Consider the following 22,428-nt stretch of genomic DNA (forward strand, 5'->3'; position numbering starts at 1 on the left):
CAAAGCAATCCATCGTGCGTCATGCGCAGAAGCATGGATTGCGTCGTCGCTCCGCTCCTCGCAATGACGGGAGAATCGCCAGGAAACAAGAATGAAGAACGATCCCGTTGACGTCCTGATCATCGGCGCCGGCGCCTCCGGCGCCGCAATAGCGTGGAGCCTCGCCGATACCAAGATGCACATCCTCTGCCTCGATCAGGGCGGTTGGATGAACCCTGCCGAATATCCGAGCACCGGGCGCGACTGGGAGGCGAAGTTCTACGGCGAGTGGTCGTCCAGCCCGAATGTCCGCAAGCGGCCCGAGGACTACCCGATCAATGACGACAATTCGCCGATCAAGGTCGTCAATTTCAACGCCGTCGGCGGCTCGACCGTGATGTACACCGCGCACTGGCCGCGGCTGCATCCGTCCGACTTCAAGGTGAAGACGCTCGACGGCGTCGCCGACGACTGGCCGATCGACTACGACGCGCTCACGCCTTTCTTCGAGGAGAACGATCGCATGATGGGCGTCTCGGGGCTGTCGGGCGATCCGCTGTCGCCGCTCAGCCATCCACCGATGCCGCAGCAGCCGCTCGGGCTATCCGGCCCGCTGATCGGCAAGGCCATGAACAAGCTCGGCTGGCACTGGTGGCCGTCGGACACGACGGTTGCGACGATGGACTACGAGGGCAGGGCGCGCTGCATTAACCTCGGCCACTGCACGCCGGCCTGTGCCCAGGGCGCCAAGGCCTCGACCGACATCACCTATTGGCCGCACGCGATCCGCGCCGGGGTCGAGCTCAAGACCCATTGCCGGGTGCGGGAGATCCTGACCAACGAGCAGGGCATGGCCTCCGGCGTCGTCTACTACGACAAGGATGGCGTCGAGCAATTCCAGCCGGCGGAGGTCGTCATCATCGCCTGCAACGGCGTCGGCACGCCGCGGCTGCTGCTCAATTCGGTGTCGGGAAAATTCCCGAACGGTCTCGCCAATTCGTCGGGCCTGGTCGGCAAGAACCTGATGTTCCACCCCTACGCGCAGGTCTACGGCTTCGTGAAGGAGCCGACCGACAGCAACCGCGCGCCGCCGACCTGCCTGTGGAGCAAGGAGTTCTACGATACGGATCTGTCGCGCGGCTTCGTCCGCGGCTACGGCATCCAGTTCGGTCGCGGTGCCGGGCCGGTGTTCGAGGCGGTCGCGAGCGAGCAGAAGGGCATCCTGCCCTGGGGTGGGGATCATCACCGCGTCTTCCGCAAGCTCAACGGTCATCGCCTCGCGGTGTCGGCGATCTGCGAGGATCTGCCGGAAGAGCATAACCGCGTCACGCTCGATCCTGTGCTGAAGGACAGCCACGGCATCCCGGCGCCGAAGATCGACTACACGATCAGCGCGAACAGCCGGAAGATGATGGACCACGGCCTGGCGCGGGGCCGCGAGATTCTCGAGGCCGCGGGCGCCACCGACATCTGCATCAACGATCCGATCCCCTGGGGCGGCTGGCATCTGCTCGGCACGGCGCGGATGGGCACCGATCCTGCGCGCTCCGTGGTCAACGAATGGGGCCGCTCGCATGACGTGAAGAACCTGTTCATCGTCGACGGCAGCATCTTCGTCACCTCGGGCGGCGTGAACCCGACCTCCACCATCCAGGCCCTTGCGCTCTACATCGCCGACCAGATGAAGCAGCGCCTCGCCAATTTGTTCGACTGAGACCGCCAGAGACCGACATGTCCGATAGCAAGCAACTGACCGCAGCCCAGCGCGCCGATCTGCGCACCGTCGCCGCGATGATCGTTCCCGAAAGCGCCGAGTACAGGGTGCCGGGGGCGGATGATGCCGCGATCCAGGCCGACATGCTCGCAACGCTGGGCCGCGATACGGCGCTGGTCGCGCAGGCGCTGGATCATCTGGCGCAGCTTGCGGGCAAGCCGCTTGCCGAACTCGACGAGGCCAGGCGCGATGCGGTGGCGCGGGAGTTTCGCAGCCATGGCGGCGCTGCCGCCGCCACGCTCGTCCGCGTCGTGCTGCAATGCTACTACCGCGACGACCGCGTGCTGCGCTCGCTCGGGCTCGAGCTGCGTGCGCCGTTCCCCAAGGGCCACGTGCTGCCGGACGGCGACTGGTCGCTGCTCGATCCGGTCAAAGCGCGCGGCGGCACGCTGCGGCGGGCGCCCTAGCCGATCGGGCAGGTGCAGGGCGGGGCCGGGGCGTAACCACTTGCGGCGGCGGGAACCGGTCACCATTTGAGGTGACCAAAGGACTCTCGCCATGCTGGATTTTACCTCAGATACCGCCGCTGACACGCCGTCATCGCGGGCGGCTGATGCTGCTCAAACCGATGACCGGGTGTTGCTCGACGCCTATTCCAATGCCGTGATCGACGTCACCGACCGCGTCGGTCCCGCCGTGGTCCGCGTCGAAACCGGGCCGAAAGTGCGCAATGCGCGCGAGCGCGGCGGGCTCGGTTCGGGCATCGTCATCTCGCCCGACGGGTTCGTGCTGACCAACAGCCATGTGGTCGGATCGTCGAAGGAGATCCGTCTGCGCGACACCGAGGGCTTCGTCACCGACGCCCATGTGCTCGGCGTCGATCCCGACACAGATCTCGCGCTGCTGCGGGCCGACGGCGCGCGCGATCTGCCCTATGCCTCGCTCGGCAACTCCAAGTCGTTACGGCGCGGCCAGCTCGTGGTCGCGATCGGCAATCCGCTCGGCTTCGAATCGACGGTGACCGCCGGCGTGGTGTCGGCGCTCGGCCGCTCGATCCGCTCGGTCAGCGGGCGGACCATCGAGGACGTGATCCAGACCGATGCCGCGCTCAATCCCGGCAATTCCGGCGGGCCGCTGGTATCGTCGAACGGCGAGGTGATCGGCATCAACACCGCGATCATCAACGGCGCGCAGGGCATCTGCTTTGCGGTCGCCAGCAACACCGCGCAGTTCGTGCTGTCGGAGATCATCCGTCACGGCTATGTCCGCCGCGCCTATATCGGCGTCGCCGGCCAGACCGCGCCGGTGCCGCGGCGCCATGCGGTGCTGGCCGGCGTCGAGAACAAGATGGGCGCGCTGTTGATGCAGATCGAGCCCGACAGCCCGGCCGCACGCGCCAGCCTGTTGCCGGGCGACGTCGTGATCAAGCTCGATGGCGTCGAGATCCACGGTGTCGACGATCTGATCCGCGCGCTCGATCACAGCCGGATCGACCGGACCCTGTCGATGGACGTACTGCGCCTCGGCCGCCTGCGCGCGATCGACATCCACCCGATCGGGAGGAAGCCCGCGAAGCAGTGAGGGGCGCCGAGTTTGCCATGCAGGAGGTGCACCCTCTCTCCTTGTGGGAGAGGCGCCAAGCTCCGCGATTCACATTATTGACAGCAGTATCAATATCTTAATTTATTTGGCCGGAGCAGGTGCCCTTTGGTGTCCTAAACAACTTCCCCGGTTTATCTGTTCACAGGCACAGCCACATTACCGCTTACGGATTGATCCGCCATCGAGTGACACGCCATAGTTGCGCGCCATGGCGACTCAAGCTCCAGACCCCTACTACGTCGCTTTCATCGACGAGGCGGGCGACACCGGACTGAAAGCGGTGCGCCCGATTGACCCCGTTGGCGCGACGGAATGGCTATGCCTTGGCGCGGTGCTGATTAGAGCCAAGCATGAATCCGAGGTGACTGACTGGGTTCGAACGATCCTATCCAAGGCGGGATGTAGTCGTGGTGATCTGCATTACCGGCATCTATCGGCCTCCCAGAAGAGGATCGCATTAGGCGAGATCGCTCAGCTTCCGTTGCGCGGCTTTGTGCTTGCTTCGAACAAAAAGAACATGCGCCGCCATAGCAATGAACGAGCCGAGCGCAGAGGAGCCCAGCAATGGTTCTACAACTACTGTCTACGTCTGCTTTTGGAGCGCGTAACAGACTTCTGCTTTCGGCACGCCGCAAAGGACCGTGAAAAGGGGCGTTTCCTGAAACTCGCGTATAGCGAGCGCAGCGTCCATTCCTATGCGCAAACGGCCGCCTATCACGAGCTTCTAAAAGTGCAGGCGAAAGCGGGCGCTCTCGTCCTTCAGAAGCGCAGGATCATGTGGGAAGTGCTGGACTGGCGTCTTGCCCAGCCCGTTTCGCATCTGGCAAGTCCAGGTGCCCAGCTTGCTGACCTCGTAACCAGTGCCTTCTACCAAGCTGTCAATACGCTTCCACCAACCAAATGGAACATTGAATTTGCGAGACTGGTGGAGCCGATCATGGCTAAAGAAAATGGGTCCTGCATGGACTACGGCGTAGCCCTACAGCCGACGCCAACGTGGAAGGCGAAGTTGAACGATCAGCAAAAGCAAATATTCGAATTCTATGGGTACAAGTTTTGGCCGTGAAGAGAGAGGCGAAACCCTTCGAAATCCAGGCGCCCGCATTTCCGAAGGACTCCATGCTTCAACGGCGGCAAGATAATTCGATGGCTCCCTTACCAAAATGCGGAATCTTTCATGTCGCTGAAGCAGGATTTACTCCGAGTTGGCTACTTCCCGGAGAACTTGCCCCCGCCATTCCACACCGAGCAGATAGCCCAATTCTACGCGGATAATCCCTCAAGCTATTTATCAGATCCGAAGCAGCCGCTTAGATCGGCGATTTACAATGCATCCAAACGCGGCGCGTCCCGCCGCACGTTCTCAGCTATTCATCCCATTACGGCTCACGATTTAGCAGAATTCTTGCAGCTGCACGCTCCCGAACTCGACAAGCTCTTCGCAAGTAATCCGTCGAGCTTGTCGGTGCCCACCCATACTCCGCAAGGAGAACGAGCTATCGAAATCTCGTCGCACAACCAATTGGAAGTTGAACGTCTGAATAGATTGGCCGGTTACAGATTTATAGCCAAAACCGACATCTCCCGGTTTTATCACTCGATTTATACGCATTCTGTTTCTTGGGCTTTTCACAGCAGGGACGTCGCCAAGAAAACGCGGAAGTTCGACGCTAAGGACGTCTACTTCAATCGACTCGATTTTACGTTACGACAAGGACAAGACGGTCAAACGATTGGTATCCCGGTTGGTCCTGACGCTTCGCGCTATGTAGCCGAATTAATCTGTACAAGTATCGATACTGACTTCCACTCTCGATTTGTCGACGCTGAGGTCGGCTTTATTCGGCACGTTGATGACGTGTGGATCGGGGCGCAGTCGCATTCGGATGTCGAACGAGCGTTGTGGACATATCGAAATTGCCTGCGCGAGTTCGAGCTAGATATCAATGAAAGCAAGACTCGCATTTACGGTCCCAATTTTCGTTTTACCGATGCATGGCCGTCCGATGTCGCAAATCGCCTCGAGGTTGCCTTGGGGGCGCCGAATCACCGGCGAGATGAGCGCCTAAGAGCTGCGCTTGAGTATGCGTTCGAGTTATCACTCGCTGATAGCGACGATGGGATACTGAAGTATGCAATTCGGCAACTTGATCGGTCGGACCATCAGTGGGACGAGTGGGCAACCCTTCAGCCATTCTTGATGCGTTCGGCAGTTCATTTCGGCCACACACTCGACTATGTCGTCCGTGTTCTAGTCTGGCGTAAACTGACGAAGGACGATCTAGACGAAGAGCGATGGTCCAGACTGATTAGGTCGATGCTGGATCATCATGGCCGGCTTGGCAATGACAGTGAGGTCTGTTGGCTGCTATTCGCGGCAAAACTCCTTCAAGTCGAAGTTCCAGACGCAATCGCAATCGCAATTGTTCGAAATTGTGGGGCGCTTTCCATTGTTTCGGTAATGAACTTTCTTGGCTATGGGAGTAAGTCAGTCTTCAATGCGATCTTTGAGCTGATAAATACGGAAAGCGCTGATGGAGCAATGTGGCCGGTATTCCTAGAGTGGTCGTCTAGCGGGTGGCTTCGAAACTCAGAAGTGAAGAACCTCCTTACGAACGATACTTTGAAGGCTATGTCCGAAAAGCAGGTATTTGTTTTTGATGCGGAGCGTCTTACGCGCGTTTTTAGCGGCATCGAGGAGTCCAAGTTTAGCGACATAGCTCACGCTATCGAGTTTCGGGTGAGTTCTTACGATGCGGAGCCTGAGGAAGACGTGGTCCTATAGCTCTGCTGGCTGGCTCAGAAGGCTGATGATCTCCAACATCGGTTTCCTCGCCGAAGCTTGACATTTTAAGAGTTGCGGAATCTTCCTCGCGCTGGTGGCTTCGTGTTTCCGACCGATCCCACAGACGTTGACTTAACTGGCCGTGTCTATCGCAAGTGGGTGATCCGCGTAGAGACGCCCCTGTTGATCTGGTTTTCGCTCGGCGCGGCCATCGCTTTTGTCATTCATCCGAAATAGTTTTGCCATGCTAGCGGTGAGCCTGGTGCAGCACTACCGAATGTCGGGATTGGCCGATAGCTTACGGTCTGCATGACCGCCGGGAACGTCGGCTCTGCGAAGTGAACCGGAAGTCCTGAGGTCCGACCGCCAAGGGCGGCTTGTGACCCTGAGCGGACATCGCCCACGGAAGAAGTGCGCCAGCACCCGTTGATATAAATCAAGGGCAATGGAACTCGGCCCGCTACTCTCGTCTGAACGAGGCTGGGAGAGCAAAACATGTCAATCGACCGTCGTCAGGCACTTGCCGGGCTGAGTGCTGCTGTTTCGACCCTTGCGATGTCTCGCGCCGCAAGCGCCCAGTCCGATGGTCCCGTGATTCGGGCGTTGGAAGCCGGTGAAGACTTCTGGCTCGCCCAGGACGCCTATATCTACGGATACCCGCTCCTGACGATGGAGATGACCCGCCGGATCATGACCAATGTTGCGTCGCCTGAGGGCACGCGCGGGCCGATGGGACAGTTTATCAAGCTCCGCAAGTACCCGGATGCCACCTTCAAGGATGTAACGGCACCCAATGCCGATACCCTCTACACGTCAGCATGGATCGACGTCGGCGACGAGCCCTGGGTCCTGAGCATGCCGGACATGAAGGACCGCTACTTTCTCTTCCCGATGCTCGATGGCTGGACCAATGTCTTCCAGGTACCGGGCAAACGCACGACCGGCACGACCGCGCAGACCTATGCGATCACCGGACCCGGCTGGAAGGGAACGCTGCCCGCCGGCGTCAAGGAATACAAATCGCCAACCAGCATCGTGTGGATCCTCGGCCGCATCTACTGCACCGGCACGCCGGAGGATTACGCAACGGTGCACGCCGCACAGGATCAATTCAAGTTGGTGCCGCTCAGTGCCTACGGCAAATCGTATACGCCACCGACGGGCAAGGTCGATCCTTCTATCGACATGAAAGTGGCGGTACGCGACCAGGTTAACGGCCTAGACGCTGTTGCGTACTTCACACTTCTTGCGCAACTGATGAAGCGCAATCCACCCGCGGCCGCAGACGCGGCTGAAGTTGCCAAGTTCGCAAAGATTGGTCTCGTTCCGGGCAAGGACTTTGATGCACGCGAATTCGATGCCGCATTCGCCAAGCGCATCCCCCAGATCGCCTTCGACCGCATCATGCTGCAGTTCAAGGTCAACAAGGCGATCCGGAACACGAATGGCTGGGCTTTCGATCAGGAAGCCGGCGTCTACGGCACCAATTATCTCAACCGCGCCCTCGTCACTGCGATCGGGCTTGGGGCCAATCGGATTCAGGATGCCTGCTATCCGACATCGCAAAAGGACGCCGACGGCAAGGACTATGTCGGCAGCAACAAGTACGTCATGCGTTTCCCAAAAGGACAGCTGCCGCCGGTCGGAGGCTTCTGGTCGCTGACGATGTATGACGAAAATTACTTCTTCGTCGCCAATCCCATCAACCGCCAGTCCATCAGCGCCCGCCAGAAACTCAAGACCAATCCGGACGGGTCGGTCGATCTCTACATCCAGCAGGGCAGCCCGGGTCCTGACAAGGAGGAAAACTGGTTGCCCGCACCTGCTGGCAAGTTCGTGCTGATGCTGCGCATGTACTGGCCGAATGAAAAGTCACCGTCGATAATCAACGGGAGCTGGAAACCGCCGCCGGTACGGAAGGTGACCACCACCTAGCGCCATTTCGACTTACCTCGATGACATGAAGGAGGCAGGCGCGATGCTGTTTCCCGATACGCCGTCTGTTGAGCAACTATCGCAGGTGATCGTTCAGGTTACTGCGCCTTCCTTTCTTCTCGGGGCTGTTGCAGGGTTTGTTTCCCTGCTCATGTCCCGCATGAACCGGGTGATCGACCGCATCCAAGTTCTTAATGCCCTTCCGGATGGCGAAGGTGCCAAGACCGTACCCAAGAAGGATATCCCTAAGTTGAACCGCCGTGCCGAGTTGCTGAACAAGGCGGTGCAGTACTCCGGGATCAGCGCGATACTGACTTGCCTGCTGGTGATCGTGGCCTTCATCAGCGCATATTATCAGCTGCGCCACGAATACGGCGTTGCGGTGCTGTTTGTTGTTGCGCTCAGCTTTTTCACGGCAGCACTGACAAACCTTGTCCGTGAAACGAGAATTTCCGTGCACGAATACGAAGCGATCCGGTAGTACGCGCGCACTGGCCCGGAGTGGACCGAACCTTGAAATGCGATCGGGTCCGCTTCTGGCCCAAAGCTGACGGTCCGGATGACCATCGAGAACGTCGGCTCTGCGGAGTGAACCGGAAGTCCCGAGGTTCGATCGCTATCGGCGGCTTTTGACCCCAAAGCTGACATCTATGACCGGGCAACTTTGACCTAAGCCATTAACCCGTCCAATAGGGTTTTCTCTTATCACGCCAGGGGCGGCGTTTCCTGACTTGGGCTTGGCAAAATGAGGGCTCTGCTCGCATGGCTGGTGATCGCCTCCGCGGCAGCATGTCTCTGCATCGACGCAGCCGCACTCGCTGACGTTCCCTATTCCTTTTCTGATCATCCTTCGCAGGACGGCCGCTGCCTCGGCGACCATGGCGTAGGCGAGATTGATCGCTCAGAGAAAGCCTGTCTGGAACAGGTTGGCGAATTGGCCCGACGCGTAGGTCCTGGTTTGCAGTTGACGTTCAGGAACGGGAAGACGCGAGTTTATCTGAACGAGGAAGCGAAGTGTCAGAGCACTGACGCCGATGGCTGCGTCAAATATCAACTGACCGGCTATTTTCCCGAGCACGATCTGTTGCTGATCGAAGTCGATTATTGGGAAGGTGTGAGTTGGCGGCTTGTATGGGCGGACACGGGCGACGATACAGGCATCGTTGCACCTCCGCACTATTCTCCCGACAAGCGCTGGCTGGCCTCCGTTGCCTCGGGGGAAGGTCCCTCCGGACCTCCCAACGGAATGGATATCGTTCCGAGTAAGCCAAATTCATCTCTCAAGGAATGGCACTATCGCACTCCCGACGATGGGCAATGGCTCTACGAATTCATTGGTTGGGACGGGAATACCAGGGTCAATCTTCTTGCGTCATCACTGGGAGCGCCGCAACGAACGTCGCCGACCTCTATCGAGCGCCGAAAGGGAGATTGGCATCTGAGAGAGCCACAATAACCGGCGCGTTTCGCACCTTCGGCTGTTGGCCCGAAGCTGCCACCGCCGCGTCCGTCAGGGAACGGTCACTATTTCTCCCGGAATGCGATCTGTTTGGCGTGATCGCTGTTCACCACCAGTATGGCCACCGCCACCCCTCATAGAGCCGCCAAGACGACACCAGGGGCGGCCCATATGGATCGACCCGGTCGTCTTCAGGGCGATAGCGATATCGTGGAACAATATAATAATCCCACGGAGTCGGCGTTATCACGGGCGTCGAGATCACGACCCTCGTTCGTTCATGAACGACTTGTGCCTTCCGCGTCCCGGCTTCAGCACCTGACGTCCCGAGGTTACACAGCACCAGGGCCGTTCCGAGAGCGCACGCGACGGTCATTATCTTCATCTTCATGCATCGGCCTCCTGAGCTGAGAGTGCAAAAGGACTCAACGCAAGGCAAGCTAATTCGCTCTTCGCGACGGACGCCTACGCTGTCGGACTGGGCGTTCGCGGTATTTCGGAATAATAGAAGATATCGCTGAGTTGCCCGACGTGTCAAGTTGCTTGTCAGAAGGCCGGCGGCCGCCCTGCTACTTTGCATGGGGTTGTTTTCGATATTTTGGGGGAGTGGCCGCTAAGGCACTTCGAACGCGAAAGCATCTGAGCGGCCTCAGGGAGCTCTATCCGCGGAGACAAACCCCTCATCTGGCGCGCTGCGCGCGCCACCTTCTCCACAAGGGGGAGAAGGGAAGAGGGATTTCGGCACCGCTACTGCAACGCCGCCAGCAGCTCGTCGGGCTGCTCGACCATCATCATGTGGCCGGCGCCTGGCAGCACCACGGTGCGGGCATTCGGCGTCGCCGCGGCGAGCGCCTTGCCGGCCTTGGCGGGGGTCATCATGTCGCGCTCGCCGAGGATGAAGGTCGCGGGCACCTTGACCGCGGCCGCAGCCGCGAGCGCGTTCTGGTAGGCGTTGCAGGCGTTGAGGTCGTTGTAGAGCACGCCGGGCTTGGCCTCCTGCAGCACCCGCTGCGCGCCCTGGTGCATCCAGAGGCCGGGCGCGAGGCTGCCGCCGAGCTCGGCCTTGAAGCCGAGGCCCCAGATCGAGACCATGTCGATCGCGGCGGTGTCATTGGCCTCGGCAGCCTTCAACAGATCGGGGCCGACCGTCATGGTCGCGGCGGTGCCAATCAGCGCAAGGCCGGACACCTTGTCGGGATGCCGTACCGAGGTCTCGATCGCGATCAGCGAGCCCATCGAGTGGCCGATCAGCCGCGCCTTCGACGCGCCGGCCGCCGTGATCAACGCCGCGACCCAGTCGGCCATCTCGGCGACGGTCGCAAGCGGCTTGCCGGCGGAGCGGCCGTGGCTGGGCAGATCCGGCGCCAGCACGGAATAGCCGTGATGGGCGAACCAGCGGCTGTGCAGCGCCCAGGTCGAGGAATCGAAGCCGGCGCCGTGGATCATCACGACAGCCGGCAGCGATGCATCGAACGGCTTGCCGCCGGTCGCGATGAAGGTGTCTGACCCGTTGACGGAAAGCTGCATGGCCCTAAGTCCTTTGCGAGGCGCGGAGCGCCTGGCCGAGATCGTCGATGATGTCCTGCGCGGTCTCGATGCCGACCGACAGCCGCACCAGCTCCTCGCCGATACCGGCGGCCTTGAGCTGCTCGGCGTCCATCTGCTGATGCGTGGTGCTGGCGGGGTGGATCACCAGCGTCTTGGCATCGCCGACATTGGCAAGGTGGCTGATCAGCTTCAGCTGCTCGATGAACTTCTTGCCGGCGGCGCGGCCGCCCTTGATGCCGAAGCTGACGATCGAGCCGGCGCCGCGCGGCAACAGCTTCTTCGCCAGCGCGTAGTCCGGATGCGTCTCCAGCGACGGATGCAGCACCCAGTCGACCGCCTTGTTCGTGGTGAGGAAGTCCAGCACCGCATGGGTGTTGCTGATGTGGCGATCCATGCGGACGCCGAGCGTCTCGATGCCCTGCAACAGCTGGAAGGCGTTGGTCGGCGACAGGCAGGCGCCGAAATCGCGCAGCCCCTCGGTGCGGGCGCGCATGATGAAGGCGGCCTTGCCGAACTGCTCGTCGAAGACGATGCCGTGATAGCCGGCATAGGGCTCGGTGAGCTGCGGGAATTTGCCGGACGCGCGCCAGTCGAACCGGCCGCCGTCGACGATGACGCCGCCGATCGCGATGCCGTGGCCGCCCATCCATTTGGTCGCCGAATTCATCGTGATGTCGGCACCGAGCTCGATCGGCTGGCTGAGATAAGGCGTCGCGAAGGTGTTGTCGATCAGCAGTGGAATCTTCGCATCATGCGCGATTTGCGCGACCGCGGGGATATCGAGCACTTCGAGGCCCGGATTGCCGATGGTCTCGCCGATCACGAGCCGCGTGTTCGGCTTGATCGCGGCACGGAATTCGTCCAGCGCGCGCGGCTTCACGAAGGTCGTGGTGATGCCGAAGCGCGGCAGCGTGTGCGCCAGAATGTTGATGGTGCCGCCATAGAGCGAGGCGGAGGCGACGATGTGGTCGCCGGCATTGAGCAGCGTCGCGATGGCAAGATGCATCGCGGCCATGCCGCTCGCGGTGCAGATCGCGCCGACGCCGCATTCGAGCGCGGAGATGCGCTCTTCCAGCACTGATGTGGTCGGATTGGAGATGCGCGTATAGATGTGGCCGGCGCGTTCAAGGTTGAACAGCGCCGCGGCATGGTCGGCGTCCTGGAACACGTAGGACGTGGTCTGATAGATCGGCACCGCGCGAGCGCCGGTTGCGGGATCGGGGCGCTGGCCGGCGTGCAGGCTCAGGGTTTCGAAGGCAGGCGGCTTGGGTGCGGGCATGCGAAACTCGTCGTGTCAGTCGATCGGAGTGATCGGTGCGTTGGTTTAGACGTGAACTGCGGTGCGAACGCGGCCGACATTGCCGAACACGCGCAGATAGCGCTCGACTTCGGACGGGATGCCGGTCGCCTTCTCCGGATTGTCGGAGAGTTTGACGGCCGGTCGGCCGTCGACCGACGTCACCTTGCACACGATCGAGATCGGGTCGAGCTCGGCGGTGCCGTCCGGCGCGCAGCCGACGAAATCGTTCGTGAGGTTGGTGCCCCAGCCGAAGCTGACGCGCACGCGTCCCTTGAAGTGATGGAACGTCTCCTCGATCGAGCCGACATCCATCGCGTCGGAGAACACCAGGAGCTTCTCCTTGGGGTCGCGGCCCTTATGCTTCCACCACTTGATGATCTCTTCGCCGGCGGTGATCGGCGGCGCGCTGTCGGGACGAAAGCCGGTCCAGTCGGCGACCCAATCCGGTGCATCGCGGAGGAACGGCTTGGTGCCGAAGGCATCGGGCAGCGCGATCAGCAGGTTGCCGCCATAGGCGTGGCGCCATTGGTCGAGGATCCGATAGGGCGCCCAGCGCAGCTCCTGGTCGTCGTCGGCGAGTGCCGCGGCCACCATCGGCAGCTCGTGCGCGTTGGTGCCGATCGCCTCGAGGTCGTTGTCCATCGCGAGCAGCACGTTCGACGTTCCGGTGAAGGACGGGCCGAGGCCTTCCTTCACCGCCTCGACGCACCAGCGCTGCCACAGGAAGCCGTGGCGGCGGCGCGTGCCGAAATCGGACAGCCGCAATCCGTCCAGCTTGCGCAGCCGCTCGACCTTGGCCCACAGCTTGGCCTTGGCGCGGGCGTAGAGCACGTCGAGCGCGAAGCGGCCGTAGGTCTTGGTCGCCGCGCGCGAGCGCAGTTCGTTGAGGATCGCGAGCGCCGGGATCTCCCACATCGTGGTGTGGGTCCACGGCCCGTGGAAATGCAGCTCATACTGGCCGTCGACCTTGTGCAGCTCGTATTCGGGCAGGCGGAAGGTCGAGAGCCAGTTGATGAAGTCGGGCGAGAACATCTGGGTCTTGCCGTAGAACGTGTTGCCGGCGAGCCAGATCAGTTCCTTCTTGGTGAAGCGGATGGTGCGGGCGTGGTCGAGCTGGGCGCGCAGCTCGCCCTCGTCGATGACCTCGGCCAGCCGGATATGGGTCGAGCGGTTGATCACCGAAAAGGTCGTCTGCGTGTCCGGGTAGCATTCCCGGATCATCTGCATCATCAACAGCTTGTAGAAATCGGTGTCCAGCAGGCTGCGCACGATCGGATCGAGCCGCCAGCCGTGATTATAGGTCCGGGTTGCAATATCTGTGACCGCCATGCCGGAACTGTAGCCTGCCGAACGGCGCCCGCCCAGTGGGTTTCGGGCGGAACATGGCAGGTCAGCGGGCTATATCCCGCCGGATACGGCCGACGGCTGTGGCAACATCGCTCCAGGCCGGCCTGCCCGGGGCGAATTGCTGCCGCAGGAAGTCGACGAGCTCGGCGACCTGGCCGTCGCTCATGCTGTCCTTGAAGGCCGGCATGTAGCCCAGATCGGTCACGGCCGGCTTGGCGATGCCGTGCAGGATCACCTGGATCAGATTGTCGGGGGCGTCGCTGTGCAAATTGCTGTTCAGCGCCAGCGACGGCCGGCTCCCGAACAGCGGCGGGCCGCCGACCTCATGGCAGACGGCGCAGGCGCCCTGATAGATCCGGGCACCGGTGGAGGCCGCGGTGGCGACGGCGGTGGCGGTTTCGAGCTTGCCGGCCACGGCATCGTGCGCGGACCGGTCGGCGGTCTCGTTGAACGAGGCGAGGTAGACCGCCATCGCGCGGATGTCCTGGTCGGGCAGTATAGTGAGCTCCTGCACGACCGGCGCCATCGGTCCCGCGGCAACGCCATGCAGGCGGGACTCGCCGGTGCGCAGATAAGTGTACAGCTCGTCCTCGCTCCAGGGGATCGGCGCCTTCGACAGCGACGTCAGCGCCGGCGCCTCCCAGCCCTCGGCGAAGCCGCCGGCGAGATAGGCCGCTTGCCGTTCGGCGCCCAGCGCATTGCGCGGCGAGTGGCAGGCGCTGCAATGGCCGAGACCCTCGATTAGATAGGCGCCGCGATTCCAGATCGCCGACTTCGATGGATCGGGTTGGAATGTGCTGGGCTGATGGAACAGCGCATTCCATCCCGCGAGCAGCGGGCGCAGGTTGAACGGAAAGGCCAGCGCGTTCGCCGACGTCTCGGCGCGCACCGGCGCCTGCGCCATCAGATAGGCGTACAGCGCCTGCAGGTCGGCATCGGTGGTCTTCGCAAAATGCGTGTAGGGAAACGCCGGATAGAGATGGCGCCCGTCGCGATGAATGCCCTCGCGCATCGCGCGCTCGAACGCGGGATAGGACCAGGCGCCGATGCCGGTGTCGATATCGGGCGTGATGTTGGTCGTGTAGATCGTGCCGAACGGTGTCTCGAGCGGCCGACCGCCGGCGTTCAGGGTGCCGTGCTCCGACGTATGGCAGACCGCGCAGGCGCCGAGCGCGGCGAGCTCCTTGCCCCGCGCGATCGTCGCGGCGGAATAGACCGAGGCATCGGGCCGCGCGATCGGCGCAATCGCGCGCCACGGCAGCACCGCCGCGCCGATTCCGATCGCCGCGGCGCAGAGCGCGGCAATGCCGGCGAGCACACCACCGCGCTTTACAAACGGATTTTGCCATCTGCTGAGGTCAGCCGCATGCGTGGGTGGTGCAAGCGGTACGGGCGCCACGGGATGCTCGCCGCGCAAGCCCTTCAAAATGCGTTCCGGCGTGAACGGCGGCTCGCGAAAGCGCACGCCGGTCGCATCATAGATCGCATTGGCGATCGCAGCGGCGCTCGGCACCGAGGCGGACTCGCCGACGCCGAGCGGCGGCTGGTCCTGCCGCGGCAGCATCAGCACATCGATCTCGGGCAGATCGGGGAATTTGATGATGGGATAGGCGCCCCATTCCCGCGCTGTGACAGCGCCGCGCTCGAACGAGACTTCTTCCATCAGCGCGCGGCTGGTCGACTGGATGACATTGCCTTCGATCTGGTGCCGCACGCCCTCCGGATTGATCATCAGCCCGGAATCCTGGCCGGCGACGACGCGGGTCACGCTGACGTCGCCGGTCGCCTTGTTCACGGCGACGTCGGCGATCCATGCCGACCATGCCGCGCCGTAGCCGGGAAACTTGCTGTGTACGTAGAGCGCATAGGCAAAGCCGCGGCCGCGCACGATATCGCCCTCGGCCTCGGGCTCCTGCCGCACCGGACGCGGCGTCCAGCCGGCGCGCTCGGCGACCGCGTTGACGAGGTCGATCGCGCGCTTATCCCTGAGATAGCGCAGCCGATATTCGATCGGATCGACCTCGGCCTCGGCGGCAAGCTCGTCGATATAGGATTCATGCGCGAACGTATTGGGCAGCGCCGAGACGCCGCGAAGCCATGAGGCGCGCACGATCGGCGGCATGTCGTTGGCGACGACGCGCATGTTCTCGTAGTCGTAGGGCGGGATCGCAGTGCGGTCGCCCATCTCGAACACGGCGGCTTCAGGTGCGATCCGCCCGGTGAGCAGCAGCGCCAGCGTAGGCGCGCCGTTGGAGGGATAGCGCGTGACGAAGTCGTAACCGGCGACACTGCCATCGGCGTTGAGGCCGCCGTTGACATCCATCAGCTGCGCGGTGCCCTTCGGCTCCCACGCGTGTTCCTGCTCGCGGGTAAGCTGGACGCGCACCGGGCGGCCGACCGCGCGCGACAGCAGCAGCGCATCGGCGGAGACATCGTCGGCACAGTTGCGGCCGTAGCAGCCGGCGGCCTCCATCCTGACGATGTCGATCTCGGATTCGGGCCGCTGAATTAGTAGCGCCAGATCGCCGCGCAGGATGTGCGGGTTCTGCGTGCCGGACCAGACCCGGATCGCTCCGTCTGCGTAATCGGCGACCGCGCAGGACGGGCCGATCGAGCCGTGCATCTGGTAGGGCCAGACGTAGGTCCGTTGCATCGGCTTGGCCGCCGCCTTGATCGCGGCATCGACGTCGCCTCTGTCGATCAGCTGGCGCGGCGTCGAGGGATTGGCGCGCAGCGCCTTCTCGATGTCGGAAAGATCGGTCAGCGCCGGTCCCGGCTTCCAGCTCACCTTGAGCTGCGCGGCGGCCTTGATCGCGTTCTCCTCGCGCTCGGCGACGACGCCGACGAAGTCGCCGATCCGCACCACCGCGACGAGGCCGGGAACATCCCGCACCGAGGCTTCATCGACCGCGATCAGGCTGGTGCCGACGAACGGGCCGGCATCCACGCCGGCGTAGGGCGGCCGGACGACGCGGCCATGCAGCATGCCGGGCACGCGCACATCGTGGACATAGACCAGCTCGCCGGTGGCCTTCGCCGGCAGGTCGACGCGCGGCACCGACTTGCCGACGACGGAATAGGCGCTCACGGCCTTGACGGGAACGTCGTCGGCGAGTTCGAGCCGGATGGTCTCATCCGCGATCAACTCGCCATAGCTGACGCTGCGGTTGTCGTGACCACGGATCAGGCCGTCCTCGATCGTGAGGTCGCCAGCCGGCAGTTCGAGCCGCTCCGCCGCGCGCGCGAGCAAAAAGTGCCGCGCCTGCGCGGCCGCCCTGCGCAGGGGAATGGCGGTGATCTGGATGGTCTCGCTTGCGATCGTCGCGCCCTGGTTCGGCACCACGGCGGTGTCGCCGAGGATCACGACCACGCGGACAAAGGAGACGTCGAGCTCTTCGGCGACGATCTGTCCGAGCGCGGTGCGGATGCCGGTGCCGAGATCGACATGGCCGTTATAGGCACTGACCGAACCGTCGGCCGTGATGGTGATGAAGGTCTCGAACGCGCCTTCCGCGCCGAGCACCGCAGGGCGAACGACGGACAGCGAGCCGCGCTTGCGTTGCTCCGAACCGGCCATCAATCGCGCGCCTCGAGCACGTGGCCGGCGGCACGCATCGCCGCGCGGATGATTTCGATATGTGCGCCGCAGCGGCAGAGATTGTAGCGCAGCGCTTCCAGCACCTCATGCTCGGAAGGATGGGGATTGCGCGTGAGCAGCGCCTTGGTGGTGATGATCATGCCGTTGAGGCAATAGCCGCACTGCGCGGCCTGTTCACGGATGAAGGCATCCTGCACCGGATCGGGATGCTCGCGGCTGCCAAGCCCTTCGAGCGTGACGATGTTGCGCCCCGCGCAGCCTTCGATCGGAATCACGCAGGCGCGCGCGGCGACGCCGTCGATCAGCACGGCGCAGGCGCCGCACTCGCCGAGCCCGCAGCCGTATTTCGGTCCGTTCAATGCGAGATCGTTGCGCAGCACGTAAAGCAATGCGGTGTCGGGAGCGGCGTCGACATCATGATTCCTGCCGTTCACGGTCAGGCGCATCGCTCCGGTTCTCCCCTGATGTTTGCGCTGCAATGTCAGCGTCAAATCCGCCGATGAGGATAACGTTTGTATACAAACGTGCAAGCGGCGGCATGCCGCGCTGCAGCGCGTGCACGCTTTATGAACAGGGTGCGCAAGCGAATGGCAGCGTTTGATTGCAAAGGCCGCTTGACAGGTCCCGGGCTCGCGCGCAGGATCATTCGTATACGAACGATATAGTCGGGGAGGCGGAAGCGCAGTATGATCGACCGCCACCACAAGTCCAGGCTTGGTCACGATGGCTGACACAATGACCGTCGCCGCCGGCGACAAGATCCGCTGCGATGCCTGTCCGGTGATGTGCTACATCAAGCCGGGCGCCGCCGGCGCGTGTGACCGTTATGCCAATCACGACGGCACGCTGGTGCGCGTCGATCCGCATGTCGTGCTGGAGCGTACGGTCTCGCACGGCGGCAAGCTGGTTCCGTTCCAGGCGAGCGGCGACTGGGACGGCAAGATCGTCCGTCAGCCCGAACTCTTCGTCACCGCGATCGGCGCCGGAACCACTTATCCGGACTACAAGCCGGCGCCCTTCATCGTGTCGTCGGAGGTCGACGGCGTCGACATGATCACCGTGGTGACCGAGGGCATTTTCTCCTATTGCGGCGTCAAGGTGAAGATCGACACCGACCGCTATCTCGGTCCGGAAACCGCTGTTGTCCGCGCCGACGGCGAGGCGGTTGGTCATGTCACGACCAGCGAATATGGCTCGCAGATGCTCTCGCTCGGCGGCGTGCATCATCTGACCGGCGGCTCCAAGAAAGAGGGCCGCGTCACCTGCGATACGCTGATGGATCTCTCCAACTGCAAGGCAGTGGAGCTGACCATCGACGGCAGCGCGACCGTGGTAGTGCAGGCGGGCAAGCCGCCGATCGTCAATGGCATAGCCGAAGAGCGGATGCGGGTCGGCTGCGGCTCGGCGACCATCGGCATGTTCGCCAAGCAGTGGCACGGCAAGGTCGACGAGGTCGTGGTGGTCGACGACCACATCACCGGGGTGCTCAGCGAGCACCAGGCCGGCAAGCTGCTCGACATCGCCGACACCGGCATCAAGATGAAGGGGCGCCGTTCGACGCCCGGCCGCTACTTCCAGGTCGCCGATCCCGGCACGGGATGGGGCGGTACCAACATCTCCGATCCGCTGTCGATCCTGGGTCCCTTCAATGCGAAGGAAGCGCGGCCGGGGCTCACCATGCTGATGGTCTCGACCACCGGCGAGCATGCTTCCTATTACGTGCTGGACGAAGCGCTGAAGCCAATCGAGACCGAGATGCCCGCCGATCTGAAATTCTCGGTCGAGCGCATCCGGGAGAATTGCGAGCCGGCGCTGTGCACCGTGCTGTTCATGGGCGGCGCGGGCGGTTCGCTGCGCGCCGGCGTGACCGACAACCCGGTGCGGCTGACCCGCTCGGTCAAGGACGCGCTGACGCGGGTGACCAGCGGCGGCGCGCCGGTCTATGTCTGGCCGGGCGGTGGCATCACCTTCATGGTCGATGTCACGCAGATGCCGGCCGGCGCCTTTGGCTATGTGCCGACCCCGGCGCTGGTGGCGCCGATCGAATTCACGATGAAGCTGTCGGACTATGCGGCGCTCGGCGGCCATATGGATTTTGTCCGGCCGCTGTCGTCGCTGCGGGACAGCGCCGAAGTCCGGCCGATGCCTCATCTTCCCGGGCGGCGCGCATGACGAGAGCGTTTTCCAGCGAAGTGGATACCGGTTCGCGCAAAGAAAACGCGTCAAAACTAGAATCTAGAGCCCCGTTCCGATTCAATCGGAACGGAAAAGGCTCTAGGCTCCCGCAAATCGCGCTTCTTCCTGACGGCAAGCGGCTGCATTTGCAGGACGGCCCGATTGATCTGGTCATCGAGGCCAAGGGCAGGGACGCGGACGTCGGTGCCGCCTATCAGGCGGCTGCAGCGCGCTTCACCGGTTTGCTCGACGAACTCTGCGTGGAGCTCGCCGAGCTGCGCAGCGCGGCTCATCCGAAGCACAGCGCGCTGAAAGGCGTGGTCGCGCGGCGCATGCATGCGGCGGTCGCGCCGTTTGCTACCAGTTGTTTCATCACGCCGATGGCGGCAGTCGCGGGCTCGGTCGCTGAGGAAATCCTCGGCGCGATGCTGCAGGCGGCGGCGCTCGACCGCGCCTATGTCAACAATGGCGGCGATATCGCGCTGCATCTCACAGGCAACGAACATTTCACGGTCGGCCTGATGGACCGGCCGGACCGCCATGGCGTGATGCGCACGATGTCCGTCGATAGCGACATGCCGGTCCGCGGCATCGCGACCAGCGGCCGCCATGGCCGCAGCTTCTCGCTCGGGATTGCCGATGCCGTCACCGTGCTGGCGCGGACGGCGTCGCAGGCCGATGCCGCCGCGACCGTGATCGCCAATGCGGTCGATCTGCCCAACCATCCCGCGATCCTCCGCGTTCCGGCGAGCGAGCTGCAGCCGGACAGCGACCTCGGGTCACGGCTGGTGACCCGCGACGTCGGGCCGCTCGCGGAACATGAGATCGAGCTTGCGCTGGAGGCAGGGGCAGCGCGGGTGCGCGACCTCCTGACGTCGGGATTGATCGAAGGCGCGGCATTGCGTCTACTGGGCGAAACGCGAATTGTCGGTGCAACTGGGAACGGGACGCCGGCGTCGCACACGTTTCAGGGACGAACGACAGACAACATGCTGCAGGCATGACCGGGAGCGAGGCAAGATGAGCGCCGTCATTCGCAAGATCGTCACCGTGGTCGAGGAGACCCATCTGGAGATGGGCAAGACCATCGCACCGCCGACCCGGCGCGCTGCCGCGATCGCCGTGATCGAAAATCCCTTTGCCGGCCGCTATGTCGAGGATCTGTCGCCGCTGATCGCGATCGGCGAGGAACTCGGCGAATTGCTTTCCAAGCGGGCGGTCGCCGCGCTCGGCATCGACGGCGCCAAGGCGCACAGTTACGGCAAGGCCGCCGCCGTCGGCGAAAATGGCGAGCTCGAGCACGCGGCAGCGATCTTGCATCCGAAGATGGGCGCACCGGTGCGCAAGGTGCTCTCGAAGGGCGCGGCGCTGATCCCGTCGTCGAAGAAGCGCTCGGGTCCCGGCACCACGCTGGACATTCCGCTCGGGCACAAGGACGCCGCCTTCGTGCGCAGCCATTTCGACGGCATGGAGGTGCAGATCAACGACGCGCCGCGGGCCAACGAGATCATGGTCGCGGTCGCGGTGACCGACAGCGGACGGCCGCTGCCCCGCGTCGGCGGGCTGACGGTTGACGAGGTCAAGGGCGAAGACGGATTGCGATAATCTCTTTGAAGAAAAACTGGAGGACGGGATGCGTGGTTATTTCGTAGGGGCGGGATTGGCGATCGCGGTCGCGACCATGGCAACGAGCGCCATGACAACACACGCGTTGGCGCAGAGCGAGATCAAGATCGGCGAGATCAACTCTTATTCCTTGCTGCCGGCGTTCACCGAGCCCTACCGCAAGGGCTGGCAGCTGGCGGTGGAAGAGATCAACGCGGCCGGTGGCATCAACGGCAAGAAGCTCGTCGTCATTTCCAAGGATGACGGCGGCAAGCCGGCGGATGCGCAGACCGCGGCGAACGAACTGGTGTCGAGCGAAAACGTCGCGATGCTCACCGGCACGTTCCTCTCTAACATCGGCCTCGCCGTCAGCGACTTCGCCAACCAGAAGAAGGTGTTTTTCCTGGCGGCAGAGCCTTTGACCGACGCCATCACCTGGTCGAAGGGCAACCGCTACACGTTCCGCCTGCGTCCCTCCAACTACATGCAGGCGGCGATGCTGGTGGAGGAAGCGGCGAAGCTCCCCGCGAAGCGCTGGGCGACGATCGCGCCGAACTATGAATACGGCCAGTCGGCGGTCGCGGTGTTCAAGAAGCTGATGTCGGAGAAACGGCCCGACATCCAGTGGGTCGACGAGCAGTGGCCGCCGCAGGGCAAGATCGATGCTGGCCCGGTGGTGCAGGCGACTGCCGCGGCGAACCCCGAGGCGATCCTCAACGTCACCTTCGGCGCCGACCTCGTCAAGCTCGTGCGCGAAGGCAACACCCGCGGCCTGTTCAAGGGGCGCACGGTGGTGAGCTTCCTGACCGGCGAGCCGGAATATCTCGATCCGCTGAAGGACGAGACCCCGGGGGGCTGGATCGTCACCGGCTATCCCTGGTATTCGATCAAGACGCCCGAGCACGACGTGTTCCTGAAGGCCTACCAGGCCAAGTACAACGACTATCCGCGGCTCGGTTCGATCGTCGGCTACCAGACCATCAAGGCCGCGGCGGCGATCCTCGCGAAAGCCGGCTCGAGCGATCCGGAGAAGCTGATCGCGGCCGCGGAAGGCATCTCGGTGCCGTCGCCGTTCGGCGAGATCACCTTCCGCAAGATCGATCACCAGTCGACGCTGGGGGCCTTCACCGGCAAGACCGCGCTGAAGGATGGCAAGGGCATCATGGTCGATACCGCCTATCGCAAGGGCTCGGACTATCTGCCCAGCGATGCCGAAATCGAGAAGCTGCGGCCGAAGGATTGAGGCTTCTCCTCGTCGCGTAGGGTGGGTTGGCCGAAGGCGTAACCCACCGCCTTTATTACGTGAGCCGACGGCGGGTTACGCTTGCGCTAACCCGCCCTACGAACTGGCGCTTGAATTCGACCTCTCCCCGCAAGCGGG

At 63.1% G+C, this 22,428-nt stretch carries 17 protein-coding genes; 12 read left to right on the plus strand and 5 right to left on the minus strand.

Translation table 11 applies throughout. The features are described 5' to 3' along the window. The first annotated feature begins 91 nt into the window (after positions 1 to 91). The 8 genes from JQ573_RS05585 to JQ573_RS05620 all read left to right on the plus strand — a co-directional run bounded on the left by JQ573_RS05585 (position 92) and on the right by JQ573_RS05620 (position 9,471). Complete coding sequence (locus tag JQ573_RS05585) at positions 92 to 1,693, plus strand: GMC family oxidoreductase (RefSeq protein ID WP_212311349.1); 1,602 nt, start codon at positions 92 to 94, stop codon at positions 1,691 to 1,693. A gap of 17 nt (positions 1,694 to 1,710) precedes the next feature. Further along, a complete protein-coding gene (locus JQ573_RS05590) occupies positions 1,711 to 2,160 on the plus strand; it encodes a hypothetical protein (protein WP_212311348.1) in 450 nt (149 codons plus the stop codon). A gap of 91 nt (positions 2,161 to 2,251) precedes the next feature. After that, a complete protein-coding gene (locus JQ573_RS05595; protein WP_212311347.1) occupies positions 2,252 to 3,274 on the plus strand; it encodes a S1C family serine protease in 1,023 nt (340 codons plus the stop codon). A gap of 229 nt (positions 3,275 to 3,503) precedes the next feature. Continuing rightward, a complete protein-coding gene (locus tag JQ573_RS05600) occupies positions 3,504 to 4,361 on the plus strand; it encodes a DUF3800 domain-containing protein (RefSeq protein WP_212311346.1) in 858 nt (285 codons plus the stop codon). A 111-nt stretch (positions 4,362 to 4,472) separates the two neighbouring features. After that, on the plus strand, positions 4,473 to 6,080 hold the full coding sequence (locus tag JQ573_RS05605; RefSeq protein ID WP_212311345.1) for an RNA-directed DNA polymerase: 1,608 nt from the start codon (positions 4,473 to 4,475) through the stop codon (positions 6,078 to 6,080). 495 nt (positions 6,081 to 6,575) lie between these two features. Next, positions 6,576 to 8,015 carry a DUF1254 domain-containing protein gene (locus JQ573_RS05610; protein WP_212311344.1) on the plus strand — a complete coding sequence of 480 codons (1,440 nt, stop codon included), beginning with the start codon at positions 6,576 to 6,578 and terminating at the stop codon, positions 8,013 to 8,015. Between the two features lie 43 nt (positions 8,016 to 8,058). Next, a complete protein-coding gene (locus tag JQ573_RS05615) occupies positions 8,059 to 8,496 on the plus strand; it encodes a DUF2721 domain-containing protein (RefSeq protein WP_212311343.1) in 438 nt (145 codons plus the stop codon). 264 nt (positions 8,497 to 8,760) lie between these two features. Next, a complete protein-coding gene (locus tag JQ573_RS05620) occupies positions 8,761 to 9,471 on the plus strand; it encodes a hypothetical protein (RefSeq protein ID WP_249131227.1) in 711 nt (236 codons plus the stop codon). A 750-nt stretch (positions 9,472 to 10,221) separates the two neighbouring features. Here the strand turns inward: JQ573_RS05620 and JQ573_RS05625 are convergent. The 5 genes from JQ573_RS05625 to JQ573_RS05645 form a co-directional block, all read right to left on the minus strand. Then, positions 10,222 to 11,001, minus strand: a complete 780-nt coding sequence (locus tag JQ573_RS05625) for an alpha/beta fold hydrolase (protein ID WP_212311342.1) — start codon at positions 10,999 to 11,001, stop codon at positions 10,222 to 10,224. 4 nt (positions 11,002 to 11,005) lie between these two features. After that, entirely contained in the window at positions 11,006 to 12,301 is a 1,296-nt protein-coding gene (locus JQ573_RS05630; protein ID WP_212311341.1) for an O-acetylhomoserine aminocarboxypropyltransferase, read from the minus strand. A 45-nt stretch (positions 12,302 to 12,346) separates the two neighbouring features. Then, the gene (gene pncB, locus JQ573_RS05635; protein ID WP_212311340.1) at positions 12,347 to 13,651 is read right to left on the minus strand and encodes a nicotinate phosphoribosyltransferase; all 1,305 of its coding nucleotides are present in this window, start codon (positions 13,649 to 13,651) and stop codon (positions 12,347 to 12,349) included. A gap of 61 nt (positions 13,652 to 13,712) precedes the next feature. Beyond that, entirely contained in the window at positions 13,713 to 17,246 is a 3,534-nt protein-coding gene (locus JQ573_RS05640; protein WP_212311339.1) for a molybdopterin cofactor-binding domain-containing protein, read from the minus strand. Beyond that, positions 17,246 to 17,713: a (2Fe-2S)-binding protein gene (locus tag JQ573_RS05645; protein WP_176532812.1), complete on the minus strand. Its 468-nt coding sequence runs from the start codon at positions 17,711 to 17,713 to the stop codon at positions 17,246 to 17,248. Before JQ573_RS05645 ends, JQ573_RS05640 begins: the two co-directional genes overlap by 1 nt. 277 nt (positions 17,714 to 17,990) lie before the next feature. Here JQ573_RS05645 and JQ573_RS05650 point away from each other — a divergent pair, with 277 nt between their 5' ends. The 4 genes from JQ573_RS05650 to JQ573_RS05665 are packed head-to-tail and all read left to right on the plus strand — an operon-like array spanning position 17,991 to position 22,290. Further along, the gene (locus tag JQ573_RS05650; RefSeq protein WP_212311338.1) at positions 17,991 to 19,439 is read left to right on the plus strand and encodes a 6-hydroxynicotinate reductase; all 1,449 of its coding nucleotides are present in this window, start codon (positions 17,991 to 17,993) and stop codon (positions 19,437 to 19,439) included. Next, the gene (locus JQ573_RS05655) at positions 19,436 to 20,446 is read left to right on the plus strand and encodes a UPF0280 family protein (RefSeq protein WP_212311337.1); all 1,011 of its coding nucleotides are present in this window, start codon (positions 19,436 to 19,438) and stop codon (positions 20,444 to 20,446) included. Before JQ573_RS05650 ends, JQ573_RS05655 begins: the two co-directional genes overlap by 4 nt. Before the next feature lie 16 nt (positions 20,447 to 20,462). Then, entirely contained in the window at positions 20,463 to 21,047 is a 585-nt protein-coding gene (locus JQ573_RS05660; protein WP_029078203.1) for an amino acid synthesis family protein, read from the plus strand. 28 nt (positions 21,048 to 21,075) lie between these two features. Further along, on the plus strand, positions 21,076 to 22,290 hold the full coding sequence (locus JQ573_RS05665) for an ABC transporter substrate-binding protein (protein ID WP_212311336.1): 1,215 nt from the start codon (positions 21,076 to 21,078) through the stop codon (positions 22,288 to 22,290). Positions 22,291 to 22,428 lie beyond the last annotated feature (138 nt).

Origin of the sequence: Bradyrhizobium sp. AUGA SZCCT0105, assembly GCF_018129565.1 — a bacterium.
Classification (GTDB): Bacteria; Pseudomonadota; Alphaproteobacteria; order Rhizobiales; family Xanthobacteraceae; genus Bradyrhizobium.